This is a genomic window from Rhodoferax sp., assembly GCF_039922535.1.
Taxonomy (GTDB): Bacteria; Pseudomonadota; Gammaproteobacteria; order Burkholderiales; family Burkholderiaceae_C; genus Rhodoferax_B.
In genome coordinates this window covers 1-23,710 of record NZ_JBDTEM010000440.1, presented here as the reverse complement: position 1 = coordinate 23,710, position 23,710 = coordinate 1, and the positions used below count along the sequence as shown (strand labels likewise).

Genomic DNA, 23,710 nt, shown 5'->3' with positions numbered 1-23,710 from the left:
CTATGCCCTCTACCTCTCCCCCCATTGTCCAAGCCGGTTCGTTTTTAACCCTGCACTACCGCCTGGGCGGCCCCACGGGCGACATCATCAACACCTTCAACGACAAGCCCGCTACCCTGTCGCTGGGCACCGGCCAGCTCTCGCCCGCCGTCGAGCAGCGCCTGCTGGGCCTGCCCGAGGGCACGCGCACTGCGTTCGACATCCCCGCCGGGGAGGCCTTTGGCGAGCGCCAGCCCGAGATGCAGCAGTGGGTGGCCCGCAAGCTGCTCAACCAGATGGGCGACCCGCTGGAGCAGTACCACGTGGGCGATGTGGTGCAGTTCCCCACGCCCGACGGCCTGGGCAGCTACGCGGGTGCGGTGCAGCAGGTAGGCAATGGTGACAGCGCCGACGCCGTCTTGTTCGACTTCAACCACCCGCTGGCCGGCCAGCCGGTGACGTTTGAAGTGCAACTGATCGGTGTTTTATGAACGCCCCGCAAGAAATCATCCTCGCCGAGCCACGCGGCTTTTGTGCGGGCGTGGACCGGGCGATTGAGATCGTCGAAAAGGCGCTGGCCAAGTTTGGCCGCCCCATCTACGTGCGCCACGAGATCGTGCACAACACCTACGTGGTGAACGACCTGAAATCGCGCGGGGCCATCTTCATTGAAGAGCTGGACGACGTGCCGCCCGGCGCGACCCTGGTGTTCTCGGCCCACGGCGTGAGCCAGGCGGTGCAGCAAGAGGCGCGGGCGCGCGGTTTCCAGATCTTTGATGCCACCTGCCCGCTGGTCACCAAGGTGCACGTCGAGGTGGCCAAGCTGCACAAAGAGGGCTACGAGTTCATCATGATCGGCCACAAGGGCCACCCCGAGGTCGAAGGCACCATGGGCCAGCTCGAGAGCGGCATCCACCTGGTGGAAGACGTGGCCGACGTGGCCCACGCGCAGCCGCTACAGACCGAAAAACTGGCGGTGGTGACCCAAACCACGCTGAGCGTAGACGATGCCGCCGAGATTCTGAGCGCCGTCAAAGCCCGTTTCCCGCTGATTCGCGCACCCAAAATGCAGGACATTTGCTACGCCACGCAAAACCGCCAAGACGCCATCAAGATCATGAGCCCGCAGGTGGACATCGTGATCGTGGTTGGCAGCCCCACCAGTTCCAACAGCAACCGCCTGCGCGAGCTGGCCGAAAAGCTGGGCACGGAAGCCTACATGGTGGACAGTGCCGAAGAGTTGAACCCGGCTTGGTTCGAAGGCAAGTCCCGCGTGGGTTTGACTGCCGGTGCCTCGGCCCCCGAGGTCCTGGTGCAGCAGGTGATCGACCGCATCCGCGCGCTGGGTGCGGTGTCGGTGCGCAAGATGGAGGGGATTGAGGAGACGGTGAAGTTTCCGCTGCCTAAGGGGCTGCGGATGGATGCGCAGGGGTAGACGGGCCAGGTTTTTGTGGTGGGAATTGGCGTGTGGGGCGTCTTCAAGGAGAGCAAGAATTAGAGATAGCTTCTTGTATTACTGGAGCAATAGAGTTTTCTGATATGCCTTTGCGCCTGCAGTAGTTTGAGGTCAGCCAGACACGCAAATCCTTGGCCCCTTTGCTTGCGTTACATGACATGCAGCACCGAGCGATGTTGTGGCGGGTAATGATCTTCGCGTCATTAACTATGTGTTCCCATGATGGCCTCGTGCCGCGCGCTGGGCCTGCCTGGGAAAAGTCGGCTCTGCAGTAGACGCAAGCCGTGTCCCTTATCAAAACCTCTTTTTCCAGCCACGCTGGGATGTTCCATCGGTTCATTTCAAGCTACCTCTGCTGTTGTTTTTGGCGTGTATAGGCGATTGACTTGGTAAGAGGGAGTCACGGTAAATCTGTTTGCACATCGGCTTTTTTATCAAAGCAGTGGTTCGGTTGGTGGTCATAAAAAGCCCATGGGAGGACGTGCAAACTGCCATGAATATAGTTGGACGATATCGCTTGTAGTTGGTTGTCGATCGTTTTTTTCCGCTGAATGTAGACACGGATGTTGTAATTTTGATAGCTGTCTACCAAGGTGAAATATGGGCAAGTGGGTTGTTTGGCTCGAAATTTTGATTGGGTTTCGTGCCGCCATCATCCCTGGCCGGGATGTGCGCCCGGCGGCGCAGTAACTTTCTTTTGCGTGGCCAAAAGAAAGTCACCAAAGAAAAGGCCACCCCCACTGTCTGCGTCCTCCGCTTTCGCTACGGAAACCTGCGGTGCGCGCTTTGGGCGGGGTCTGGCTAAACTCGCTTCGCTCAGACAACGCCAGCCCTGATCCGCCCAAAGCTGTGCTCCTCGGCGCATACAGAGGGGGACCCCGGGGATCGGGATCGGTGGCGCTGTGCGCCACATCGCGCCTAGGGCGCGAGCCCGGCTTGCCGGGCTAGGGTTGGCTGTCCGTTCCTCGTCGGGGGGAACTCCTGATCGGGGAGCTTGCGTACGTGCCTCATCCAAAAGTTCAAGCCAAATCACCCGCTAGTGCAGGTAGTACCTGCGCAACCAGCTACTAATTTGAGAGCGACTCCCTCATCCAACCCTAAAGCCTTGCGCAGCAACGCCGGAGCTTGATCTGCGTCAGGGTTTTTCTGCTGCAACGGGCGTTCAATGGGGGATCTACAGCTTTCAAGGAACAACCATGCAATCCAATGTTGGCGGCATCGACCGCATTCTTCGCATCGCGGCTGGCGCTGTGCTGGTGGCCCTGGCGGCTACGGGTACGGTGGGCGCTTGGGGCTGGCTGGGCTTGCTGCCGCTGGCAACAGGGTTCGTGGGCTGGTGCCCGCCTTATGCACTGTTTGGGTGGAATACCTGTGCGGTGAAGGCCAAGCAGTAGCTTATTACCAAATAGGCTGGCAGCGCAGGTAGTACCTGCGCAGGGTGCTCTTATTTTTTACTATCAAAACAGAAGCATCGGTTCGGATGCGGCAACCGCCACTGCACCACCAGATCGCGACCGGCGCGATGCCCGGCGCAGCCGGGCCGATCCCGCTCCCGGGGTCCCCCTCTAGATGCGCCGAGGAGCGCAGTGGCAGGCGGAAAAGGGCTGGCGTTGTTTGAGGCGCAGCCGAGTTTAGCCAGACCCCGCATGCCGCGAGCACCGCAGGTTCCCGCAGCGATAGCGAAGGGCGCAGGTAGTGGGGGTGGCCTTTCTTTTGGTTACGTTTCTTTGGCCACACAAAGAAAAGTAACTGCCCTGCCGGGGGCACAGCCCGGCCGACGATGCCGATGGACGCCCTAACCGCAGTCAGTGCCAACCCGCCAAAGGGGTCGGAGCACGAATGCGGGTTAGCAGCGGCACGGCAACAGGCTTTTCAGCGCGCAATCGTGATCCGACCCCATTGGCTCCAACCCCTGTAAATCACACCAACCCCACCCCCGCCGACGCATGGCACACGTACACCGTGGCGGCATCGCCGTTGGGGGCGCGGTACTGGGCGGCTACGGCGGCGCGGGCTGCGGGGACGGCGGCTTCGGGGAGCAGGGCGACGCAGCAGCCGCCGAAGCCGCCGCCGGTCATGCGGGCACCGCCCTGGGGGCCGATGGACGCTTGCAGGATGGCGACCAGGTGGTCGATGGGCGGCACGGTGATTGCAAAGTCGTCGCGCATGGAGTCGTGCGAGGCGGCCATCAGCTGGCCTAGGCGCAGCAGATCGCCATCGGCCAGGGCCTGGGCGGCATCCAGGGTGCGCTGGTTCTCGGTGACGATGTGGCGGGCGCGGCGCAGCACCACGGGGGCTAGCCCGGCGGCATCGCGCTCCAGGCGGGCCACGTCGATGTCGCGCAGGGCTTTGACTCCGTAATGGGCGGCGGCGGCTTCGCACTGCTGGCGGCGGGTGTTGTATTCGCTGCCGACCAGGCCGCGCTGCACGTGGGAGTGCACGATCATCACCGCCAGCCCGGCAGGGACCGGCACGGCCTGGGTGGCCAGGCTGCGGCAGTCGATGAGCAGGGCGTGGTCGGCTTGGCCGCTGGCAGAGATCAGCTGGTCCATGATGCCGCAGTTCACACCCACAAAGCTGTTCTCCGCCTTTTGGGCGATCAGCGCAATATCTGCCTGCGTGAGATGCTCTAAATTGTGTAGCGCTTTAAACGCCTGGCCCACGGCGACTTCCAGCGAGGCCGAGGACGACAAACCCGCGCCTTGCGGCACATTGCCCGCAATCGCCATGTCCATGCCACCCAAATGCAGACCCCGCGCGCGCAGCACTTTCACCACGCCGCGCACATAGTTGGTCCATTGCGCGTCGGGGCGCGCGGTGATGGGGGCATCCAGGTCGAACTGGTCCAGCGCGTCGCCGTAGTCGCAGGCGCATACGCGCACTTGGCGGTCGCTGCGCGGGCCAATGGCGATGCGGGTTTCAAAGTCGATGGCACAGGGCAGCACAAAGCCGTCGTTGTAGTCGGTGTGCTCGCCAATCAGGTTGACCCGACCCGGCGCGCGCACGTGCAGGCTGGGGGTGTGGCCAAAGTGCTGGACGAAAGCGGTGTCGATGCGCTGTTGCAGGGTGGTGGTCATACAGATGCGGCCTCGCGGTAGTGCACGTCGGGGACGGCGCGCAGCTGGGCGGCGGCTTGTTCGGGGGTCAGGTCGCGTTGGGCTTCGGCCAGCATTTCAAAGCCGACCATGAACTTGCGCACGCTGGCCGAGCGCAGCAGCGGCGGGTAGAAGTGGGCGTGGAGCTGCCAGGGCGCAGCGTCTTTGTCGTCAAACGGCGCACCGTGCCAACCCATGGAATACGGAAACGAGCACTGGAACAGGTTGTCGTAGCGCGAGGTGAGCTGCTTGATGGCCAGGGCCAGGTCTTCGCGTTCAGCGGCGAACTGGGCCTTTTGGAGCTGGGGCAGTTGCTGCACGGCAAAGCGCGGCAGCAGCAGGGTTTCAAACGGCCAGGTGGCCCAAAACGGCACGATGGCCAGCCAGTGCGCGGTTTGCACCACCACCCGGCTGCCGTCTGCCGCTTCGCGCGCGGCCAGGTCCAGCAGCAGGGGGCTGCCGCGTTCGGCGTGCCAGGCGCGCTGGCGCAGGTCTTCGGCGGCGGGTTCGTTGGGTACGAAGTCGGTGGCCCAAATTTGGCCGTGCGGGTGCGGATTGGAGCAGCCCATCAGCGCGCCCTTGTTCTCAAACACCTGTACCCAGGGGTAGGTCGCGCCCAGCTCGGCGCTTTGGGCGCACCAGGTGGTGATGACCGCTTGAATAGCGGTCAGCGGCAGCTCGGGCAGGGTTTTGCCGTGGTCGGGTGAGAAGCAGATCACCCGGCTGGTGCCGCGTGCGGTACGGGCCTGGAACAGCGGGTCGGACACGGGTGGTGCGTCGGGTGCGCTGGGCATCATGGCGGCAAAGTCGTTGGTGAAAACGAAGGTGCCGGTGTAGGCCGGGTTGCGCTCGCCGGTGACGCGCAGGTTGCCCGCGCACAAAAAGCAATGGGCATCGTGCGCAGGTCTATCGGCCGTGTCCGGCTGTTCCTGCTGGCCCTGCCACGGCCTTTTTGAGCGATGGGGTGACACCAGCACCCACTGGCCGGTCAGTGGGTTGAAGCGGCGGTGCGAGTGTTCAGAAACATCAAAAAGATCGTTGGTCATGTGCGGATTATCTGCAAACGCACGATGAAGCAGGTCTCCGCCGTGGCGCGTGGCAGGGGCAGCCCGGCCTGGGCCAGCCATGCGCCGTCCAGCGCCACGCCGCCGTTTTGCAAGGTGGTAAAGAACGGGGCAGGGGACTGCACCGCGCCTTCGCCTGCGATGGCCACCACTTGTTCGACCTGGTAGCGCGCGCTGGTGTCCAGCATGGGCAGGCGCAGCGGCGGGGTGTAGCGGTGGTTGGTGGGCTGGCAGCGGTAGACGAAGAGCAGCAGGTCGTCTGCATCCCCATGCGCCTGCCAGACCAGGCCGTCGGCGGCCTCGCCACGCCAGACGCGGCCATGGTGGATCTGGTCTCTATACTTTTTATAGCATGCTATCCAGGTGGAAAGTGCGCTAGAGGTCGATTCGTCTAGATGCCGCACATCCAGCTCCACGCCCAGATGTCCGGTCATAGCCACGGCGGCGCGGAAGGCCAGCGACTGGCTGCGGCCGGTGGTGTGGGCGGGGGCGGTGCCAATGTGCGAGCCCAAAATTTCCGGTGGGAAGAACTGTCCGAAACCATGCTGTATCTGTACCCGCGACATCGCGTCGATGCAGTCGCTGGTCCACACCCGGTGGGTGTAGCGCAGCACGCCAAAGTCGATACGGCCGCCGCCGCCGGAGCAGCTCTCAATTTCGACCTCAGGGTGGGCCGCGCGCAGCCGTGCCAGCAGGGCGTACACCGCGTGTACCTGGGCGCGGTAGGCTGCGCCACCCAGGCCACCGGCCAGCGCGGCGGTGGTCAGGTCGCGGTTGTGGTCCCACTTGAGGTAGCGGATGGGGTGGGCGGCCAGCAGCGCGTCGATCTTGCCAAACAGGTAGTCGGCTGCCTCGGGGCGCGAGATGTCCAGCACCAGCTGGTTGCGGGCGGTGATGAGCGGGCGACCGGCGATTTGCAGCGCCCAGCCGGGGTGGTTGCGGAACAAATCACTGTCGGGATTCACCATTTCGGGCTCGACCCACAGGCCGAATTCCATCCCCAATGCGTTGACGTGGTGCACTAGCGGGCCCAGGCCCTGGGGAAACTTAACGGCATCCGGCCACCAGTCGCCTAGGCCTGCGCGGTCGTGGTGGCGGTTTTTGAACCAGCCGTCGTCCAGCACAAAACGCTCCACGCCCACTTTGGCGGCGGCATCGGCCAGGGCCATCACGTCCCCCGGCACCAGGTCCATATAGAAGGCCTCCCAGGTGTTGAGGTGCACCGGGCGCGGGCGCATCTGGCCACCGGGCCAGGCCATGCGCGCGCGCAGCGCGGCGTGGAAGTTGGCGGCCAGGCCGTTCAGGCCTTGGGTGGAGCAGGTGGCGATGATTTCGGGCGTGTGCAGGCTGTTCCCCGGGGCCAGGCGGCCTTCGCCCGGGGCCAGCCATTCGCCCATTTGCCACTGGTACTGGCCGTCGTGCAGCCATTCGATGGTTTGCTGGTGGTTGCCCGACCAGGCCAGGTGCGCACCGAAGACCAGGCCGCTGTGCTCGGTGCTGCCGGGCGTGGTGACCACCGCGCCGGGAAAGCAGTCGTGCGAGGTGCGGCCACGGCGGTTTTCGCGCCGCCACTGGCTGCGGCCCAGGGTGTCGGTTTGCAGCAGAAATTCGTGGTTGTGCTGGCCCGCGTACGAGCGCACGGTGGCCGCATCGCCGGGCAAGGGCAGGGTGCCTGCGGCCAGCCATTGCACGTCGAGTTCTTTGTCGCCGAGGTTGGTCAGGCAGGTCTGCAGGGTGAGCACGTCGGTATCCACATCCAGCGCCAGCGACACTTCAAAGCGCAGCTGCGCTATGGCATCGGTCAGGTGCAGCACTACGGCGCTGCCGGGCGTGGTCCATTCCACCTCGCACTGGGTGATGGCCTGGGCGAAGTCCAGCCCGGCCCGGTGTGCCAACAAGGCGCTTTGGCCGAACCAGCCCACGCCGAAGGTGGGTACTACCGTCAGCGGTTGGTCGAGGTCGAGCATGAACGACGGCAGCGGGCGGGTGCCGCGCAGGTCGGTACCGGGTGTGCTGTGGTTGGGCAGGCGCGGCCCCCAGTAGCGCCACAAGGGCGCTTCCTGGGCGGGGCATTCGAGGACCAGTGTGCTGTGGCGGCTGTGCAGGGTGAGGAATTCAACGGTCATGGGTTAATCAGGCGGCGTGGGGAATGAGTAGGTCGGCGATGGGGATACGGCGTTCCAGCGCGTGGCCTTTTTCGTCGAATACGTGCAGGGACGCAGTGGGTAGCGAAATGGCGACCCGCTGGCCGGTTTCGGCGCGGGCTTGCCCCGGCGCTTTGACGACCAGGGGCTCGTTGGCCACACCGCTGTTCAGGAACAGGTAGGTGGATTCGCCCAGGCGCTCTTGCCATTGCACCTCGCGCACCACGCTTTGGGTAGCGGTGCCCAACTGGGCGTGTTCAGGGCGGATGCCAACGGTGACCGGCTGGCCGGGTTTCAGCGCGCTGGCATCGACCATGGCCTCGACCACTTCGCCGGTTTTCAGCTTCACCTGGGCGTGCTCGGAGGTGCCGCTGACCAGTTCACCGGACAGGAAGTTCATCTTCGGCGAACCAATGAAGCCCGCCACAAACAGGTTGCGGGGCCGGTGGTACAGCTCCAGCGGGCTGCCGCACTGGGCCACGCTGCCCTCGGTCAGCACCGCAGGCCCGGCGTTCAGCAGCAGGATGCGGTCGGCCAGGGTCATGGCCTCTACCTGGTCGTGGGTGACGTAGATGGTGCTGGCTTTGCCAAAGTCGCGGTGGATCTTGGCGATCTCAAAGCGGGTTTGCACCCGCAGCGAGGCATCCAGGTTGGACAAAGGTTCATCGAACAAAAACACCCCCGGCTCGCGCACGATGGCGCGGCCAATCGCCACCCGCTGGCGCTGACCACCGGACAAGGCCTTGGGCTTGCGGTCCAGCAAATGCTCTAGCTGCAGCACCTGGGCGGCGGCGGTGACCTTTTTGCGGATCAACTCTTTGTCCATCTTGGCCAGGGTCATGCCGAAGGCCAGGTTGTCGTAGACGCTGATGTGGGGAAACAGCGCGTAGCTTTGGAACACCATGGCCACGCCGCGTTTGGCGGGCTGGGTGTCGTTCATGCGCTGGCCGTCGATCAGCAGGTTGCCGCTGGTGATGTCTTCCAGCCCGGCCACCATGCGCAGCAGCGTGGACTTGCCGCAGCCGGACGGCCCGACGAAGACGCAGAATTCGCCTTGCTTGACGTGCAGATCGACGTTGCGAATGACGGCTACGTCGTTGCCGTAGTTTTTGTTGACGGCTTGGAGTTCGATGCTGGCCATGGTGGTGCTCTCTTTCAGGCGTGCAGGTAATCGGGCAAGAAGCTGCGGTGGGCGACCAGCAGCTCGTCGACCATGGCGCGGATTTGCGACAGGTCGAGCACCGCGGCAGTGTGCGGGTCGAGCATGGCGGCGTGGTAGACGTGTTCGCGCTTTTGCTCGGTAATGGCGGCCACCACCATCTCTTGCACGTTGACGTTGGTACGCATCAGCGCGGCCAGCTGGATGGGGAGCTTGCCCACGCGGGTGGGCTGCACACCGTTGGCATCCACCAGGCAGGGCACTTCGACGGCGCAGCCCTGGGGCAGGTTGTCGATCAGGCTGTGATTCAACACATTGCCATAGACCACGCGCGGCGTGCCGCTGACCATCGAGTGGATGATTTGGCCGCCGTATTCGACCGAGCGGTGGACGGCGTTCAGGCCTTCCAGCAGGCTGGCGGCTTCGGTGATGTTGCGGGGCATTACATGGATATTGGCGGCTTCGAGTTCGGCTTTTAGCGCCTGCACATCTTGCGTGCCGGGGGCTTGCAGCTCGCGCTCGATGTAGGGCCAGGCGTGTTCGAAAATCTGGCAACGGCCCGGGTATTCGTCCAGCGGAATGTTGTATTTGGCGAGCAGGTCTTCGCGGCCCTTCTTGATGAACCACGGCACGTATTCGGCAAAGTGCTCGCTGGATTCGGTGGGGAAGTGGCCGAGCTGGTGCAGCATCTCGTAGCGCACCAGGTTCCAGTCGGGAGCTTGGCCGTCGGCATAAATCTGGCGCAGGCGCGGGTACAGATCGACCCCCTTGTGCTCAAACTTTGTGTAGAACGACATGTGGTTGATGCCCGCGCAGGTGTAGTCGATCTCTTCGGCCGGAATGCCCAGATCGTGCGCCAGTTCGTGTGCGGTGTGCTGCACGCTGTGGCACAGGCCCACGGTGGGGATGCGCGTACTGGCCTGGTTCAGCGCCCAGGTGATCATCGCCATGGGGTTGACGTAGTTCAGGTGGATGGCGCCGGGGGCGCACACGTCCTCCATGTCTTTGAGCATGGCCAATTGCACGGGAATCGTGCGCAGGCCGCGCATGATGCCGCCGATGCCCAGCGTGTCGCCGATGGTCTGCTCCAGGCCAAACTTCTTGGGGATCTCGAAGTCGGTCACGGTGGCGGGTTTGTAGCCACCGACCTGGATGGTGCTGATGACAAACTGCGCGCCGTCCAATGCGCGGCGGCGGTCGGTGCTGGCCGTTATCAAGGGCTGCACGCCCAGGGCCGCCGCCCGCCGCTGCGCCACCATTTCGGCCAGTCGCAGGCGGTGCTCGTTGGTGTCGTGCAAGGCCACTTCGCAATCGGCCAGCTCGGGATAGGAAAAAATATCACCCAGCAGGTTGCGGGTGAAAACAATACTGCCAGCCCCTATAAGGGTGATTTTGACGCGGCGTTGCATGGTGGGCCTCTTACTTTTTCAGTTGGTTGACTTTGATATTGGCGGCCTTGAGGGCGGTGGCGGCATCGGTCTTGCCCACCAGTACGCCTTCCAGTGCGGACTTCATGATTTCATCGATCTCCGAGCCACCATCGGCAATCGGCATCAAAAAGGTCTTGGACTTGGCCATGGTGAGGAAGGCGCTGGAGTCCACGCCCTTGGCTTTTTGCACTTCCATGGCGCGTTCGGCCTGGCCCTTGATGGCGGGGAACACCACGCCGCTGTCGGCGATCACGCTTTGGCAGTCGACCGAGCCCAGGTATTTGACCCACTTCCATGCATCGGCCTTGACCTTGGAGCCGGCCCAGATGGAATCGGCCAGGCCATTGAACATGGTGGCGCGGGTGCCGGTGGGACCGGTGGGCAGCGGGACCCAGGCATTTTCAAACTTGGCGTTGCTCTTGAAGTAGTTAATCATCCACGAGCCCTGCGGCACGATGGCGACTTTCTTGGCGACAAACATCGCGTCAGTGCCCAGCGACTTGGTATTTTCAAAACTGGCCGACAAGCCCTTGCCCGGCAGGCTGGCGATGTAGGCGATGGTCTCGACCAGCTTGGGGTCGTCGTAGTAGAACTTTGGGTCCCAGGGTTTGTCCTGGAACTTGAAGCCGTTGGATTCGGCAAAGTGGCTCCATTCGGTCTGGCCCATCATGCCGGCGGCACCGCGCGGGGTCTGGTAGCCGTAGACGCTGACCTTCTTTTTGTCGAAGTTGGGGCTGGTGGCGTTGTTGCCTGCCGTGTCCACACTCAGCTTGCGCACGATCTGCTCGAAGCTGCCGCCGTCCTTGGGGTTCCAGGTCATGCCTTGCAGGTCGGCCAGCGTGACACCGGCTTTCTTGGCCATCTCCATGTTGACCACAAAGCCGATGGTGTCCCAGTCTTTGGGCAAGCCGTATTGTTTGCCGTCGCGGCCCCAGATGTCGAACAGGCCGGGGGCATAGGCAGCGGTGTCTACCTTGTCGCGCTGGATCAGCGGGGCCAGATCGACGAGCTGGTCGTTCTTGGCAAATTCAGGGTATTTGGCCAGGTGGTTGGTAAATACATCGGGGGCGGTGCCCGACACAAAGCCGGTGGAGATGGTGTTCCAGTAGTCGTCCCAGCCGGACTGGCTGATCTTGATGGTGGTGCCTGGGTTCTTCTTCTCGAAGTCGGCCGCGCATTGCTTGTAGGCCGGCAGCTGCATCGAGTCCCACAGCAGGTATTTGACTTCGACGGCGTGCGCGCTGCCGACACAGGCCAGGGCCGCTGCGGCCAGGGTGGTTAATTTAGATTTCATACTTGTCTCCGTTATGGTGGTTGAAAAAACTACGAACTACCGAAATAACGAGCCGCTACGTTCAGTCAGAACGCACCGTCCCGTGGGATACCGTGGAACTGGCTTTGCCAGGCCACTGGTATCGCCCCCTGCAAGGGGGTTGGCGAAAGATGCGAAGCACTGCAGTCTGGGGGTGTGCCACTATTTGCCGCCACTGAATTGGACGGATTCCACGACGCGTCGGCCGAATGCGACGAGCAGCAAAATGGTGGGCAGCACCGTGATGGCCGTGGCGGCCATCAGGCCGGTCCAGTCGGGCTGGCCCTGCGGTGTCTGGGACTTGAAAGACTGCAAGGCCACCGGCAGTACCTGCTGCAGCTCGTCTTTGGCCACCAGGAAAGGCCAGAAAAATTCGTTCCACATATTGATGCCGGTGAGCATGGCAATGGTGGCCAGCGGCGTGATGCTCAAGGGCATCACTACCCGGGCAAAGATGTACAGAAACGAGGCCCCGTCCAGCAGCGCGGCTTCTTCCAGATCGCGGGGAATGGACAAAAAGAACTGGCGCAAAAAGAACACCGAAAACCCCTGCATCAGGCAAAACGGCGCCACCATGCCGGTCATGGTGTTCAGCAGGCCCAGGTCCTTGATCAGGATGAAGTTGGGAATAAAGGTCACCACGCTGGGTACCATCATCGAACCCACAAACAGGCCAAACAGCGTGTTGCGGCCCGGAAAGCGCAGCCGGGCAAACGCATAGGCCGCCATGGAGGCGCAGCTGACTTGCAACACGACGATGGTGGCGGTGAAGACCAGCGAATTGCCCAGGGCGCGCAGAAAGTTGATCTCGGCCCCCGAGCCGCCCATGGCCTGGCTCTCCTCCTGCGTCATGAAGCCGAGCACGCGCTTGAAGTTGCCCAGCGTCGGGTCGCTGGGCAGTAGCTGGGTGGATTCGGCATACACGTTAGAGGGCTGCATCAACGCCGTCTTCACCACCATCCACAGCGGGGCGAGAGTGATGGCCAGCATGATGAGCAAAGCGGCCCAGGCGGCGATGCGCCCGGGGGAAAATAAACGGTGGTGGGTCATGGTGGGTTTCCTTCAAGCCAAATCGTTTTGCGAGGCGTTCATGACCCGCATCTGGAACACGGTGTAGAGAACCATCACCGCACACAGCGTCATCGACATGGCCGAGGCGTAGCCCATCTTGTAAAAGCTGAAGGCGTTTTGCACGATGTAGTGGACGATGACGCGGGTGGAGTCCAGCGGGCCGCCGTTGGTGGTCACGGCGATGGTGTCGAAGATCTGGAACGAACCCGTCACACTGGTCACCAGTACAAACACCATTACCGGGCGCAGCAGCGGCAGCGTGACGCGGCAGAACATTTGCCATTCGCTTGCGCCCTCCAGCGCGGCAGCTTCATACAGATGGCGCGGAATGTTTTGCAGGCCAGCCAAAAACAGCATGGACACCAAGCCCATGTGCCGCCAGATGTTCACCGCTGCCACGGTCAGCAGCGCTTCGTCTGCGCCACCAAAAAAGGGCTGCGTCTCGAACCCCAAGCCCGTGATCAGCGCGTTCACAATGCCCAGCAAGGGGTCCAGCATCCACAGCCACATCATGGCCACCAGAACGTTAGACAGCAGGTAGGGCAACAGCACCAGCGACTTGACGAACAGCGACTTGGTCAGCCGGTCCATCGATACCGCCAGAAACAAACCCAGCACCACCTGCAGCGGAATGTTCAACAGCACGTAGTAGGCCGACAGCTTCATGCCCTGCCAGAACTTGCCGTCTTCCAGCATGGCGGCGTAGTTGGCCAGGCCGACGAACTTGGGGGCGCGCAGCATGTTCCAGTCGGTCAGGCTGATCTCGATGGCGCGCAGCGTGGGCCAGGCGTAGAACACCATGAAGCCGATGAAAGCGGGCAGCACCAGGGCCCAGGCGGTCAAGGTTTCCGCCCGCCGGGTGAGGGACAGTGCGTGCGGGGCCTGCGGTGAATACGGAACGGGGGCTGCCATCGGGTCTCCTGTTTTGTTATCTAACGCGAGTTAGTGGCTGGATCATAATTTAGGTAACACGGGTTAGTATTAGGGGAAACCTGTATTTCCTGTATCGGCTACGATGCTGTCCAAATGACTTCTTCCCTGAAATCCCCTCCCACCAGCAGCGCAGTCGCGCGCCGTGCCGGTGTGTCGCGTACCACCGTGTCTTTTGTGCTGAACAATGTGCGCGACCAGGGCATCAGCGAAGCCACCCGCGAGAAGGTGCTGGCCGCCGCGCGCGACATCGGCTACGAGCCCAATGCCGCCGCGCGTACGCTGGCGGGCGGGGCCACCGGCACCGTGGCCTTGGTCATCCCGAAAGCCGCGCACCTGTACGTGGATGTGTTTTTGGCGCAGCTGGTGGCCTGCATTAACGAAGAGTGCCATCGGCATGGCCTGAAGATGCTGATCGAGTCCAGCGACGACGAGGGCCGCGAGCCGGGGGCTTTTGTGGACCTGGTGCGCAGCCGCCGCATCGATGGCTTAATCGTGGTCAACCCCAGCGAGGCGGGCATCCAGTATCTGGCCAGTATTTCCGAAGCCGGCATTCCGCTGGTAGTGTTCGGTTGCGGACTGCCGGACATGGGGCACTACCACATCACCGGCAACGACACCTCGGTGGCGGCCAAGATGCTGGTCAACCATCTGGTCGGCCTGGGCCACACCCAGATCGCCTTTGTCAACTTCGCGCAACCCGAGTACCTGGCCGTCAACGAGCGCGAGCGCGGCTGGCGCGAAGCCATGGCCGACAACGGCCTGTCCATCGACCCCGCCTGGTGCGCCTACGCCGACATCAGCGCCGCCAGTGGCTACCGCGCCACGCAGGAGTTATTGGCCCGCAAAGTGCCGTTTACCGCGCTGTTTGCGGGTAATGACACCATCGCCTTCGGTGCCATCAAGGCACTCAAAGAGGCTGGTCTCAGAGTGCCCGAAGACGTGGCCCTGGTGGGCTACGACGACATCCCCATGGCCGAATTCGCCACCCCGCCGCTGACCACCGTGCGCACCGACACCATCGGCCTGTGCCGCGATGCCATGGCCATGCTACTGGCCCTGCTGCGCCGCGAGCCCGGGCCGGAGGTGGTCTACCCAGAGCGGCAGGTGACGCTGGTGGTGCGCGAGTCTTGCGGTGCGCAGCTGGTCAAGTCTGAAAATAAGGCATAAAAATTGCCTCTGGCGCAGGTGCAATCTGCGCAGACAGCTATTTATTGAATAGCATGCAATGGCGGGCAGCTCGTATTCACCTGCCCGGTTACTGCGATGAGGACAAAAGCAGTTTGGTACCCAGCAGGCCCAGTACCGCGCCCGTGGTCCGGTCAATCGCCGTCTTGGCCCGTAAATAGGTTTGCCGGGGCCGGGCAGAGGACAACGCCAGTGCCACCAGCACATACCAGCTGCCTTCCAGCACAAATACGCTGGGCGGCAGGGCCAGGCTCAAGGCCAGCGATGGCGTGTGTGGCAACAGCGCTGCGAAGATCACGCCATACACCACCGCGGCCTTGGGGTTGCTCACCATGGTGCCCGCGCCCACCAAGAAATGCCGCAGCCCACCGGCCTTGGTGAGTGGGCTCGTATCCGCCAACACCAGCGGTGTTTTGGCACCTTGCCAAATTTTGAAGCCCAGGTAGAGCAGGTACACACCGCCCACCAGCTTCAGCCCCCAGTAGGCCCATGGCACTTGCTGCAACAAGGCGTGCAATCCCAACAAAGCCACCACGCTGAGTAAACAAGCGCCAGCCGCCATGCCCAGCGCAGAAGCCACCCCGGCCTGCCGCGAGCTGCCAATGGCGGTGCGCGCTACCAGCACAAAACTGGGGCCGGGGCTGATGACGCCGATGAACAAGACGGCGAGGATGCTGGCGAGGGTGGTGAAGGTTTCCATACTGAAAATTTAAGCCAAATAGGCCTCTGGCGCAATAGCTACCTGCGCAAGTAGCTACAAATTATGTAGCGATAAAAAAGAACACGGCTGCCCAAGCCGTGGCCTGGCAACACGTCCCCGTGAAAACCCTGATACGCATTCTTTGCACTATTTCTATAATTAAAACTATAAATTCACACATGAATAAATATGCAAGAAAATCTGACAACCGACCCGGCACAAGCGCTTAGCGTGGACCGCCAGCAGGTCGCAGCCTGGCAACAGCGCCGTGCACATTGGGCACAAGCCCCGGTATCGGAGCAAGCCGCTTTGTTGGCCGAGGCCAGCCGCGGCACCCGGCACCAGGTGCTGCACATGATCCATGCGGCGGGTCTGGGCCACATCGGCGGTGATTTTTCGGTGACCGACATCCTGGCAACACTGTTCGAGGGCGTGCTGCGCATCGACCCGGCCCAGCCCCTATGGGCCGACCGTGACCGCTTCATCCTGAGCAAGGGGCACTGCGCGGCGGCTTTGTATTCCACGCTGGCGGCCTGCGGGTTTTTTGCGCCGGATCGGCTGCAACACTTCGTGGCCGACCTGTCGCCCCTGAATGGCCACCCGAACCGGCAAAAGATTCCCGGTGTGGAAACCAATACCGGCCCGCTAGGCCATGGTTTGCCAGTGGCGGTGGGCTGCGCTACGGCGGCGCAAATTGCCAAAAAAGATTGGCGTACCTTTGTGGTGCTGGGCGATGGCGAGCTGCAAGAGGGTAGCAACTGGGAAGCCGCCATGTGCGCCGCCCACCGGGGCCTGGGTTCGCTGACCGCCGTGGTAGACCGCAACCGCCTGCAGCAAGGTGCCAGCACCGCCGACACCAATGAACTGGAGCCGCTGGCCGACAAGTGGGCGGCCTTTGGCTGGGACGTGGTAACAGTGGACGGCCACAACCATGCCGAGCTGCTGGCCGCGTTGACCACGCCGCACCCGCAGCGCCCGCGCTTCGTGATTGCCAACACCACCAAGGGCAAAGGCGTTTCTTTCATGGAAAACGGCGTCGAATGGCACCACAAGGTGCCCAGCACCGCCCAGTATGAAGCCGCGTTGCAGGAGTTGGCCGCATGAGCAAAGAAGACAACAGCGTCGCCGGTACGTTCGATTGCCGCCAGGCGTTTGCCGACGAGTTGACGGCCATGGCCCGCCAGGATCCGCGCATCGTTGCCGTGTGCAACGACTCGGTGGGCTCCAGCAACTTGGGGGCTTTCAAGAAAGAATTTCCCGACCGTCTGGTGAATGTGGGCATTGCCGAGCAAAACATGGTGGGCGTCGCTGCGGGCCTGGCCAACGGCGGGTTCTTGCCTTTCGTGTGTGCCGCATCGCCCTTTTTGACGGGCCGGGCACTGGAGCAGATCAAGGCCGACGTGGCGTATTCCAACTTCCAGGTCGCCCTGTGCGGCATGAGCCCCGGCATGGCCTACGGCGAGCTGGGCCCCACCCACCATTCGATCGAAGACCTGGCCTGGATGCGGGCGATTGGCGACCTGCCGGTGGTGGTGCCTGCCGACCCGGCGGAGACGCGTGCAGCGATGCGCTGGTTTGTCGCCTCGGGTGGCCCGGCTTTTCTGCGCATTGGCCGCTACAAAGTGCCTGCGGTGCTGCCAGACGGGCATGTGTTCAGCCTGGGCAAGTCGGTCACCTTGCGCGACGGCGCGGATGTGGCGCTGATCGCCATCGGCACCATGGTGTCGCGGGCCCTGGAGGCCGCCGAGCTGCTGGGCCGCGAAGGCATTGCGGCGCGGGTGATCAATGCGTCTTCGGTCAAGCCGCTGGATGCCGATGCCGTGCTGCGCGCGGCCCGTGAAACCGGTGCCATCGTGACGGTGGAGGAGGGCATCGTGCACGGGGGCCTGGGCGGGGCCGTGGCCGAACTGGTGGTGCAACAGCACCCGGTGCCGATGCGCATCATGGGTGTGCCGGGCTTTGCGCCCACGGGCAGCACCACGTTTTTGTTGCAGCATTTCGGCCTCACCGCCGAGGGCATTGCACAGCAAGCGCGTGCCCTGGTGGCCGCACGCAAAGGCTGATCGATGGCCGCACACCTTCTTGCCATCGACCAGGGTACCAGCGCCACCAAATGCATTTTGGTGGATGCGTCGGGTCGCATGGTGGCCAAAGCGACCGCACCGCTGTCGGAGTATTTGCCGCGGCCCGGCTGGGTTGAGCAGGATGCAGAAGAGATCTGGCGCAGCGTGCAGCAGGCGGTGGATGCGTGCCTGGCGCAGCAGCCCGGCGTGGTGGTAGCTGGTGTGGGCATCAGCACGCAGCGCGAGTCGGCCGTGGTCTGGCGACGCAGCGATGGCCGGGCGGTGACCCCCTTGCTGAGCTGGCAAGACCAGCGCACGGTCGTTTTGCGCGACCGCGTGCGTACCGATGCGGTGGAAGCGATGGTGCGCACGCGCTCGGGCTTGCCGCTGGACCCGATGTTTTCTGCCCTGAAGTTGGGCTGGCTGCTGGATGAATTTGACCCGCAGCGCGAGATGGCCCGGTCGGGCCAGTGGTGCGCGGGCACGGTGGATGCCTATTTGCTGAACCGCCTGGGTGCCGAGGGTGTGACCGAGGTAGGGAACGCGTCGCGCACCCAACTGCTGAATGTGCACACCGGCGACTGGGACACGGGCTTGCTGGAACTGTTTGGCATACCCCGGCCCTTGCTGCCACGGGTGCTGCCGTCACGCGGGCATTTTGCGCAAGCCGATGCATTGCACCCGGCTTTGCGCGGCGTACCGGTGCTGTCGGTGATGGCCGATTCGCATGCGGCGCTGTTTGCCCATGGCGGTTTTGCACCGGGCCAGGTCAAGGCGACCTTGGGCACGGGTTCTTCGGTGATGGCCTTGACGCACAGCGGGGTGGCGCACCATCCCGGCCTGTGCCTGACCATTGCCTGGGACGCGGGCCAAGGCCCGGTACAGGCGCTGGAGGGCAATATCCGCGCCGCTGGCGCCACGCTGCGCTGGTTGGCCGACCTGTTCGAGATACCGCTGGACGAAGCGCTGGACATCGCTTCCCGCAGCGACAGCCATGGCGTGTGTCTGGTGCCCGGCTTCAATGGCCTGGGCGCGCCCTGGTGGGACACACAGGCCACGGGTGTGGTCAGCGGGCTGACGCTGAGCGCGGGCAAGTCGGCGCTGCTGGCGGCCGGGCTGGAGTCCATTGCGCACCAGGTGGCCGATGTGGTGGCGGCCATGGACCTGAGCGTTACCGGTATCCACAAGCTGTATTTGGACGGCGGCCCGTCGCGCAACCCGCGCTTGCTGGACATGTTGTCGGCCTACACCGCCCGCCCGGTGGTGCAGTGCGCCGACCCGGAGCTGTCGGCCCTGGGCGTCGCCCATTTGGCGGGTTTGCAGGCGGGTGTGTGGGACATGGCCGCACTCCAGGCGCTGCCGCGCCAGCAAAGCGATGTGCTGGCCGCTCCCTCTTTGGAATCGGTGGCATTGAGCCGCCAGCGCTGGGCTTTGGCGGTGGCGCGCGCGCGGCTGCATTGAACGGTTTATTTTTTTCGTATTTCTTGGAGGCATTTTGGTGACCCCTACTTCTTCTTCTGTGCCCACTGCACAGCCTCGCGCAGAGGCAACGCGCTCCTCCCGGCACTGGGTCAAAGCGCTGGTGGACCACGGGCCCGAGCTGAGTCTGCTGGTGCTGTGTGTGGCGTTGTCGCTGGCGACTGACACCTTTTTTTCGTTCCGCAACCTGCTGAATGTGCTGGACCAATTGACGGTGCTGGGCATCATGGCGCTGGGTATGACGGCGGTGATCGTTATTGGTGGTATTGACTTGTCGGTCGGCTCGGTGCTGGCCTTGTCGATGATGGGGATGGGCTGGTTGTCCAACACCATGGGGGTGCCGATGCCGCTGGCCATGGTGGCAGCGCTGGGCATTGGTGCACTGTGCGGCCTGGGGTCGGGTTTGTTAATCACCCATGCACGCTTGCCGGCCTTTATTGCCACCTTGGCCACCATGTCGATTTGCCGGGGGCTGGCGAATATGGTCACGGACGGCTCGCAGATCGTGGGCTACCCCGAGTGGTTTTCGGCCATGTCGATCAACCGCAACTTCGGCTTCCTGTCGGTCACGGTGGCGCTGTTCATTGTGCTGACCATCGTGGCGGGCGTTTTCATGAAGTACCGCGCGGCGGGGCGCGCGCTGTATGCCATTGGCGGCAGTGCCGAGGTGGCGCGTCTGGCCGGGATTCCGGTGCGCAAGGTCACCCTGGCGGTCTACACCGTATGCGGCGTACTGTCGGGCCTGGCCGGGGTGGTGATGTCCACCCGCCTGGATTCGTCGCAGCCCAGCGGCGGCATGGGTTACGAGTTGGACACGATTGCGGCCGTCGTCATCGGCGGTGCCAGCCTGTCGGGCGGCGTGGGCAGTATCTGGGGCACGCTGATGGGGGTGCTGACCATCGGTGTGCTGCGCAATGGGCTGAACCTGCTGGGCGTGTCGCCTTTCGTGCAGCAGGTGGTGATTGGCGGGGTCATTATTTTGGCCGTGGCCGTGGATTCCAACAAGCGCCGTATCGGCTAGAGCTGCATACAGGAGGATCTAACGCCCACGCCAATCAACTACTTTTAAAACCCTTGAACCGACGCCGCAGGGTCTGGTGGCGCCGTATTGGAACCGACCGCAATTACAAATAAATCATTTAGGAGCAAACATGTTTAACTTCAAAAAAATCGCCATCGCAGCCGGTGTGGCCGCGTCTCTCGTGGCATCGAGCACTGCTTTCGCCCAAGAAAAAAAGATCGGTCTGGCCGTGGCCAATCTGCAGGCTGAGTTCTTCAACATGATCAAGCAGTCGGTTGAAGCCTATGGCAAGGAAAAAGGCTACAAAGTGATTACGGTCGATGCCAAGGGCGATGCGACCACCCAGGTGAATCAGATCCAGGATTTGATCACCCAGAAGATTGACGCCCTCATCTACATCCCCGCAGGTGCCACAGCGGCTTCCGTGCCGGTGAAGGCCGCCCGTGCGGCAGGTATCCCGGTGATCAATGTCGACCGCCAGGCGGATGGCGCACCCGGCGATACCTTTATCCGTGGCGAGTCCATCGTGGCGACCAAAGATCTGGGCGAGTTAGTCTGCGAGAAAACCGGTGGCAAGGGCAACGCCGTGATCATCCATGGCCAGCGCGGCACCAGCCCCGAAGTGGACCGGGCCAAGGGTTTCAAGATGGGCTTGGAAAAATGCCCTGGCGTGAAGGTGACACAAGAGCAATGGACAGAACGCTGGTCGGCCGACGAAGGCGTGAAGATCGCCCAGGACATGCTCCAGCGCGACCCGTCGATCAATGTCATCTTCGGCCAGGCCGATGGGATTGCCTTGGGCGCTTCGCAGGCCGTCAAGCTGGCCAAGCTGCCGCAAAAAATATGGGTGCTGGGCTATGACGGTGATGTGGGTGGCTTGAAGGCCGTACAAAGTGGTTCGCTGGATGCCACGGCCACGCAGCAGACCTTTGCCATGGGCCGTATGGCTGTGGATGCGGCGACCGCCCTGATTGCAGGCAAGTCTGTGACCAAGGACCAGCCCACCGAGGCGCAGGTAACCACCAAGGCCAATGTGGAGCAATTCCTCAAGGCCCACCCTTAATCGCGGCAAGTAGCCCCCCACCACCCGTACGCCCATGAAAACTGCTGCTTCGCCGATGGACAGGTCTCTGGCATCGAACTCCCAAGGTTTGGTTTTGCGCAATATTGGCAAAACCTATGGCTCCACGACGGTGCTGCGGGGTGTGAATCTGGAGGTGCGTCCCGGTGAACTGGTGGCGTTGCTGGGGGAAAACGGCGCAGGCAAGTCCACGTTGTCGTCCGTGATTGCGGGGGTGGTGGCACCGGACGTGGGGGCGTCCATGCTGTGGCAAGGCCAGCCCTATGCGCCGCAGGCTCCGGTCGACGCGCTGCATGTGGGCATTGGCCTGATCCACCAGGAAATGCGGCTGCTGCCCGAGCTGACGATTGCCGAGAATATATTTGTCGGCCGTTTGCCCATGAAGGGCGGTCGCCTGGACACCGCGGGCATGGTGGCGCGGGCCCAGGTGCAGCTGGAGCGGCTAGGGCTGGATGTGTCGGCAACGCAGAAGGTGGGCACGCTCAGCGTGGCCGCCCAGCAGCAGGTGGAAATTGCCAAGGCACTGACTTTGGATGCCCGGCTGTTGATTCTGGACGAACCCACGGCGGCGCTGGGCGACAAAGAAACCGACCGTTTGTTTGAGCAGATCCACCGCTTGAAAGCCGAGGGCGTTTCGTTTATCTATGTAAGCCATCGGCTGGCCGAGATTGCCCGCATTGCCGACCGCATCCTGGTGCTGCGCGACGGGATACAGGTGGCCACGCACGAGACGGCGCAAGTTCCAACCGGGCAATTGGTGCGCGAGATGGTGGGGCGCAATGTGGACCGCCTGTTTCCCGCCATTCCCGCACCAGACGCGGCGGCACCCGTGGCGCTGGCGGTGCGAAATTTGCACGCTTTCAATGGGCGGTTCAAGAATATTTCATTTGAGGTGCGGGCTGGCGAAGTGCTGGGCTTTGCGGGCATTGTGGGAGCGGGACGCACGGAGCTGATGCGGGCGGTGGCGGGCATTGACCCGATTGCCCAGGGCACGGTGGAGATCGGTGGCAAGGCGGTTATTCTGCGCGGCCCCATGGATGCCATCCGCGAGCATTTGGTGCTGGTGCCAGACGACCGCAAGGCGCTCGGGCTGGTGCTGCCGCACAGCATTGCCGATAACCTGGCGTACAACAACCTCGACCGTGTGGCCCCCAGCGGTTGGTTAAAGCCTTCCCGCACCCGGGAATTTGCGCAGAAGCTGATCCAGCGGCTGGGTGTAAAGGGGCAGCCTGACCAGCCTGCGGGCAGCATGTCGGGTGGCAACCAACAAAAGGTGGTGATTGCCAAGTGGGTGGCGCACGACCCGAAAGTCATCATCCTGGACGAGCCCACCCGCGGCATTGACGTGGGGGCACGGGCCGCCATTTACGAGGTAATTGCGGAACTGGCGCGCGCCGGCATGGCTGTGGTGGTGGTGAGCTCTGATCTGGACGAGGTGCTGGGCCTGGCCCATCGTGTGGTGGTGCTGGCCCGGGGCGAAAGCCAGGGCACGTTGACGCGCACCGAAGCCACCCCCGCACGGGTTATGGAGCTGGCGGTGGCCTGAAGGGCGTATGGATAATTCCCCGCCATGGCAAAACATCAATATGGCTCACACGAACTGCAGCGTCTCATCACACGGATCGCCAGCATGTACTACCAACGCGGCATCGGGCAGCCGCGCATTGCCGAGCAACTCGGCCTCTCGCAGACGCGGGTGTCGCGCCTGCTCAAGCAAGCCGAGGAGCTGGGCATTGTGCGTATCACGGTCCATGTGCCAGAAGGCGTGCACGCCGACCTGGAAGAGCGTTTGGAGCTGCACTACGGGCTGGACGAGGTCATCGTTGTCGAGGCCGAAGAGGCCGATGTCGCAGACGATGAGCGAACCAATCTGGCCCTGGCTGGCCCCACGGCCAAGTATTTGGAGCTGATGGTGCCCACCTTTCCCACCATTGGTGTGTCTTCCTGGAGCTCCAGCCTGCTGGCGGCGGTGAACGTCATGCGCCCTGCGGGGCCGGGCCAGACGCGCAGCATCGTCCAGGTACTGGGCGGTGTGGGCTTTGCAGGCGCGCAGGTGTTTGCCACGCGGCTGACCGAGCGGCTGGCGCAGCTGTCCAAGGCCGAAGCCATCTTCATGAATGCGCCCGGCGTTGTCAGCACCGCTGAGGCAAAAAAAGCCATGCTGACCGATCCGACGTGCAGACAGGCACTGGAGCGGTTTGACGATTTATCTGCCTTGCTGCTGGGGGTGGGGGCGATTCCGCCGTCGCGCATGCTGCGCGAGAGCGGTAATGTCTTTACCGAACAGGATTTGGCCGATCTGCGTGATGCCGGCGCGGTGGGCGATGTCTGCATGCAGTTTTTCGATGCCCAGGGCAAGCATGTGACGACACCGTTTGGTGAGCGGGTGCTGGGTATTGGCGTAGAGCAGATCCGCCGCACCCGCCGCCGTATTGGTGTGGCGGGCGGGGCCCGCAAGCTGGACGCGATCCGTGCGGCCTTGCGTGGCGGTTGGCTCACTACCTTGATTACCGATTTACACACGGCCCAGCACCTGCT

Annotated in this window: 20 protein-coding genes; 11 read left to right on the top strand and 9 right to left on the bottom strand. The window is 63.1% G+C overall.

The features are described from left to right. Positions 1-2: 2 nt before the first annotated feature. The 3 genes from ABI213_RS20985 to ABI213_RS20975 all read left to right on the top strand — a co-directional run bounded on the left by ABI213_RS20985 (position 3) and on the right by ABI213_RS20975 (position 2,829). Entirely contained in the window at positions 3-470 is a 468-nt protein-coding gene (locus tag ABI213_RS20985) for an FKBP-type peptidyl-prolyl cis-trans isomerase (RefSeq protein ID WP_348007995.1), read from the top strand. After that, positions 467-1,414, top strand: coding sequence for a 4-hydroxy-3-methylbut-2-enyl diphosphate reductase (gene ispH, locus ABI213_RS20980; RefSeq protein ID WP_348007994.1), 948 nt, complete (start codon positions 467-469; stop codon positions 1,412-1,414). Before ABI213_RS20985 ends, ispH begins: the two co-directional genes overlap by 4 nt. Positions 1,415-2,631: 1,217 nt before the next feature. Then, a complete protein-coding gene (locus ABI213_RS20975; RefSeq protein ID WP_348007993.1) occupies positions 2,632-2,829 on the top strand; it encodes a DUF2892 domain-containing protein in 198 nt (65 codons plus the stop codon). Positions 2,830-3,354: 525 nt separating this feature from the next. On the opposite strand, the gene galK is transcribed toward ABI213_RS20975, so the two are convergent. From galK to ABI213_RS20935, 8 genes are all read right to left on the bottom strand, one after another. Further along, complete coding sequence (galK, locus tag ABI213_RS20970) at positions 3,355-4,512, bottom strand: galactokinase (RefSeq protein WP_348028516.1); 1,158 nt, start codon at positions 4,510-4,512, stop codon at positions 3,355-3,357. After that, positions 4,509-5,576, bottom strand: coding sequence for a UDP-glucose--hexose-1-phosphate uridylyltransferase (locus ABI213_RS20965; RefSeq protein ID WP_348007281.1), 1,068 nt, complete (start codon positions 5,574-5,576; stop codon positions 4,509-4,511). The genes galK and ABI213_RS20965 overlap by 4 nt, the downstream gene beginning before the upstream one ends. After that, a complete protein-coding gene (locus ABI213_RS20960) occupies positions 5,573-7,720 on the bottom strand; it encodes an alpha-galactosidase (protein WP_348028514.1) in 2,148 nt (715 codons plus the stop codon). The genes ABI213_RS20965 and ABI213_RS20960 overlap by 4 nt, the downstream gene beginning before the upstream one ends. Before the next feature lie 7 nt (positions 7,721-7,727). Further along, a complete protein-coding gene (gene ugpC, locus ABI213_RS20955) occupies positions 7,728-8,879 on the bottom strand; it encodes a sn-glycerol-3-phosphate ABC transporter ATP-binding protein UgpC (protein ID WP_348007279.1) in 1,152 nt (383 codons plus the stop codon). 14 nt (positions 8,880-8,893) lie between these two features. Further along, positions 8,894-10,306, bottom strand: coding sequence for an alpha-glucosidase/alpha-galactosidase (locus ABI213_RS20950; protein WP_348007278.1), 1,413 nt, complete (start codon positions 10,304-10,306; stop codon positions 8,894-8,896). A gap of 10 nt (positions 10,307-10,316) precedes the next feature. After that, a complete protein-coding gene (locus ABI213_RS20945; RefSeq protein ID WP_348007277.1) occupies positions 10,317-11,621 on the bottom strand; it encodes a sugar ABC transporter substrate-binding protein in 1,305 nt (434 codons plus the stop codon). Between the two features lie 180 nt (positions 11,622-11,801). Beyond that, positions 11,802-12,689, bottom strand: a complete 888-nt coding sequence (locus ABI213_RS20940; protein WP_348007276.1) for a carbohydrate ABC transporter permease — start codon at positions 12,687-12,689, stop codon at positions 11,802-11,804. A gap of 12 nt (positions 12,690-12,701) precedes the next feature. Beyond that, the gene (locus tag ABI213_RS20935) at positions 12,702-13,622 is read right to left on the bottom strand and encodes a sugar ABC transporter permease (protein WP_348028512.1); all 921 of its coding nucleotides are present in this window, start codon (positions 13,620-13,622) and stop codon (positions 12,702-12,704) included. Between the two features lie 114 nt (positions 13,623-13,736). Here ABI213_RS20935 and ABI213_RS20930 point away from each other — a divergent pair, with 114 nt between their 5' ends. Then, positions 13,737-14,810 carry a LacI family DNA-binding transcriptional regulator gene (locus ABI213_RS20930; RefSeq protein WP_348007274.1) on the top strand — a complete coding sequence of 358 codons (1,074 nt, stop codon included), beginning with the start codon at positions 13,737-13,739 and terminating at the stop codon, positions 14,808-14,810. 88 nt (positions 14,811-14,898) lie between these two features. On the opposite strand, the gene ABI213_RS20925 is transcribed toward ABI213_RS20930, so the two are convergent. After that, positions 14,899-15,528 (bottom strand): LysE family transporter, encoded by a 630-nt coding sequence (locus ABI213_RS20925; RefSeq protein WP_348007273.1) that lies wholly within the window; start codon positions 15,526-15,528, stop codon positions 14,899-14,901. Positions 15,529-15,717: 189 nt separating this feature from the next. Here ABI213_RS20925 and ABI213_RS20920 point away from each other — a divergent pair, with 189 nt between their 5' ends. The 7 genes from ABI213_RS20920 to ABI213_RS20890 form a co-directional block, all read left to right on the top strand. After that, positions 15,718-16,632 (top strand): transketolase, encoded by a 915-nt coding sequence (locus tag ABI213_RS20920; RefSeq protein WP_348007272.1) that lies wholly within the window; start codon positions 15,718-15,720, stop codon positions 16,630-16,632. Continuing rightward, positions 16,629-17,591: a transketolase C-terminal domain-containing protein gene (locus ABI213_RS20915; RefSeq protein WP_348007271.1), complete on the top strand. Its 963-nt coding sequence runs from the start codon at positions 16,629-16,631 to the stop codon at positions 17,589-17,591. Before ABI213_RS20920 ends, ABI213_RS20915 begins: the two co-directional genes overlap by 4 nt. Positions 17,592-17,594: 3 nt before the next feature. Further along, positions 17,595-19,052, top strand: coding sequence for an FGGY family carbohydrate kinase (locus ABI213_RS20910; RefSeq protein WP_348028510.1), 1,458 nt, complete (start codon positions 17,595-17,597; stop codon positions 19,050-19,052). Positions 19,053-19,089: 37 nt separating this feature from the next. Then, the gene (locus ABI213_RS20905) at positions 19,090-20,091 is read left to right on the top strand and encodes an ABC transporter permease (RefSeq protein ID WP_348007269.1); all 1,002 of its coding nucleotides are present in this window, start codon (positions 19,090-19,092) and stop codon (positions 20,089-20,091) included. Positions 20,092-20,221: 130 nt separating this feature from the next. Next, positions 20,222-21,154 carry a sugar ABC transporter substrate-binding protein gene (locus ABI213_RS20900; RefSeq protein ID WP_348007268.1) on the top strand — a complete coding sequence of 311 codons (933 nt, stop codon included), beginning with the start codon at positions 20,222-20,224 and terminating at the stop codon, positions 21,152-21,154. Between the two features lie 34 nt (positions 21,155-21,188). After that, the gene (locus ABI213_RS20895) at positions 21,189-22,718 is read left to right on the top strand and encodes a sugar ABC transporter ATP-binding protein (RefSeq protein ID WP_348007267.1); all 1,530 of its coding nucleotides are present in this window, start codon (positions 21,189-21,191) and stop codon (positions 22,716-22,718) included. 24 nt (positions 22,719-22,742) lie between these two features. Next, the coding region (locus tag ABI213_RS20890; protein ID WP_348028508.1) for a sugar-binding domain-containing protein at positions 22,743-23,710 on the top strand (968 nt) is incomplete at its 3' end.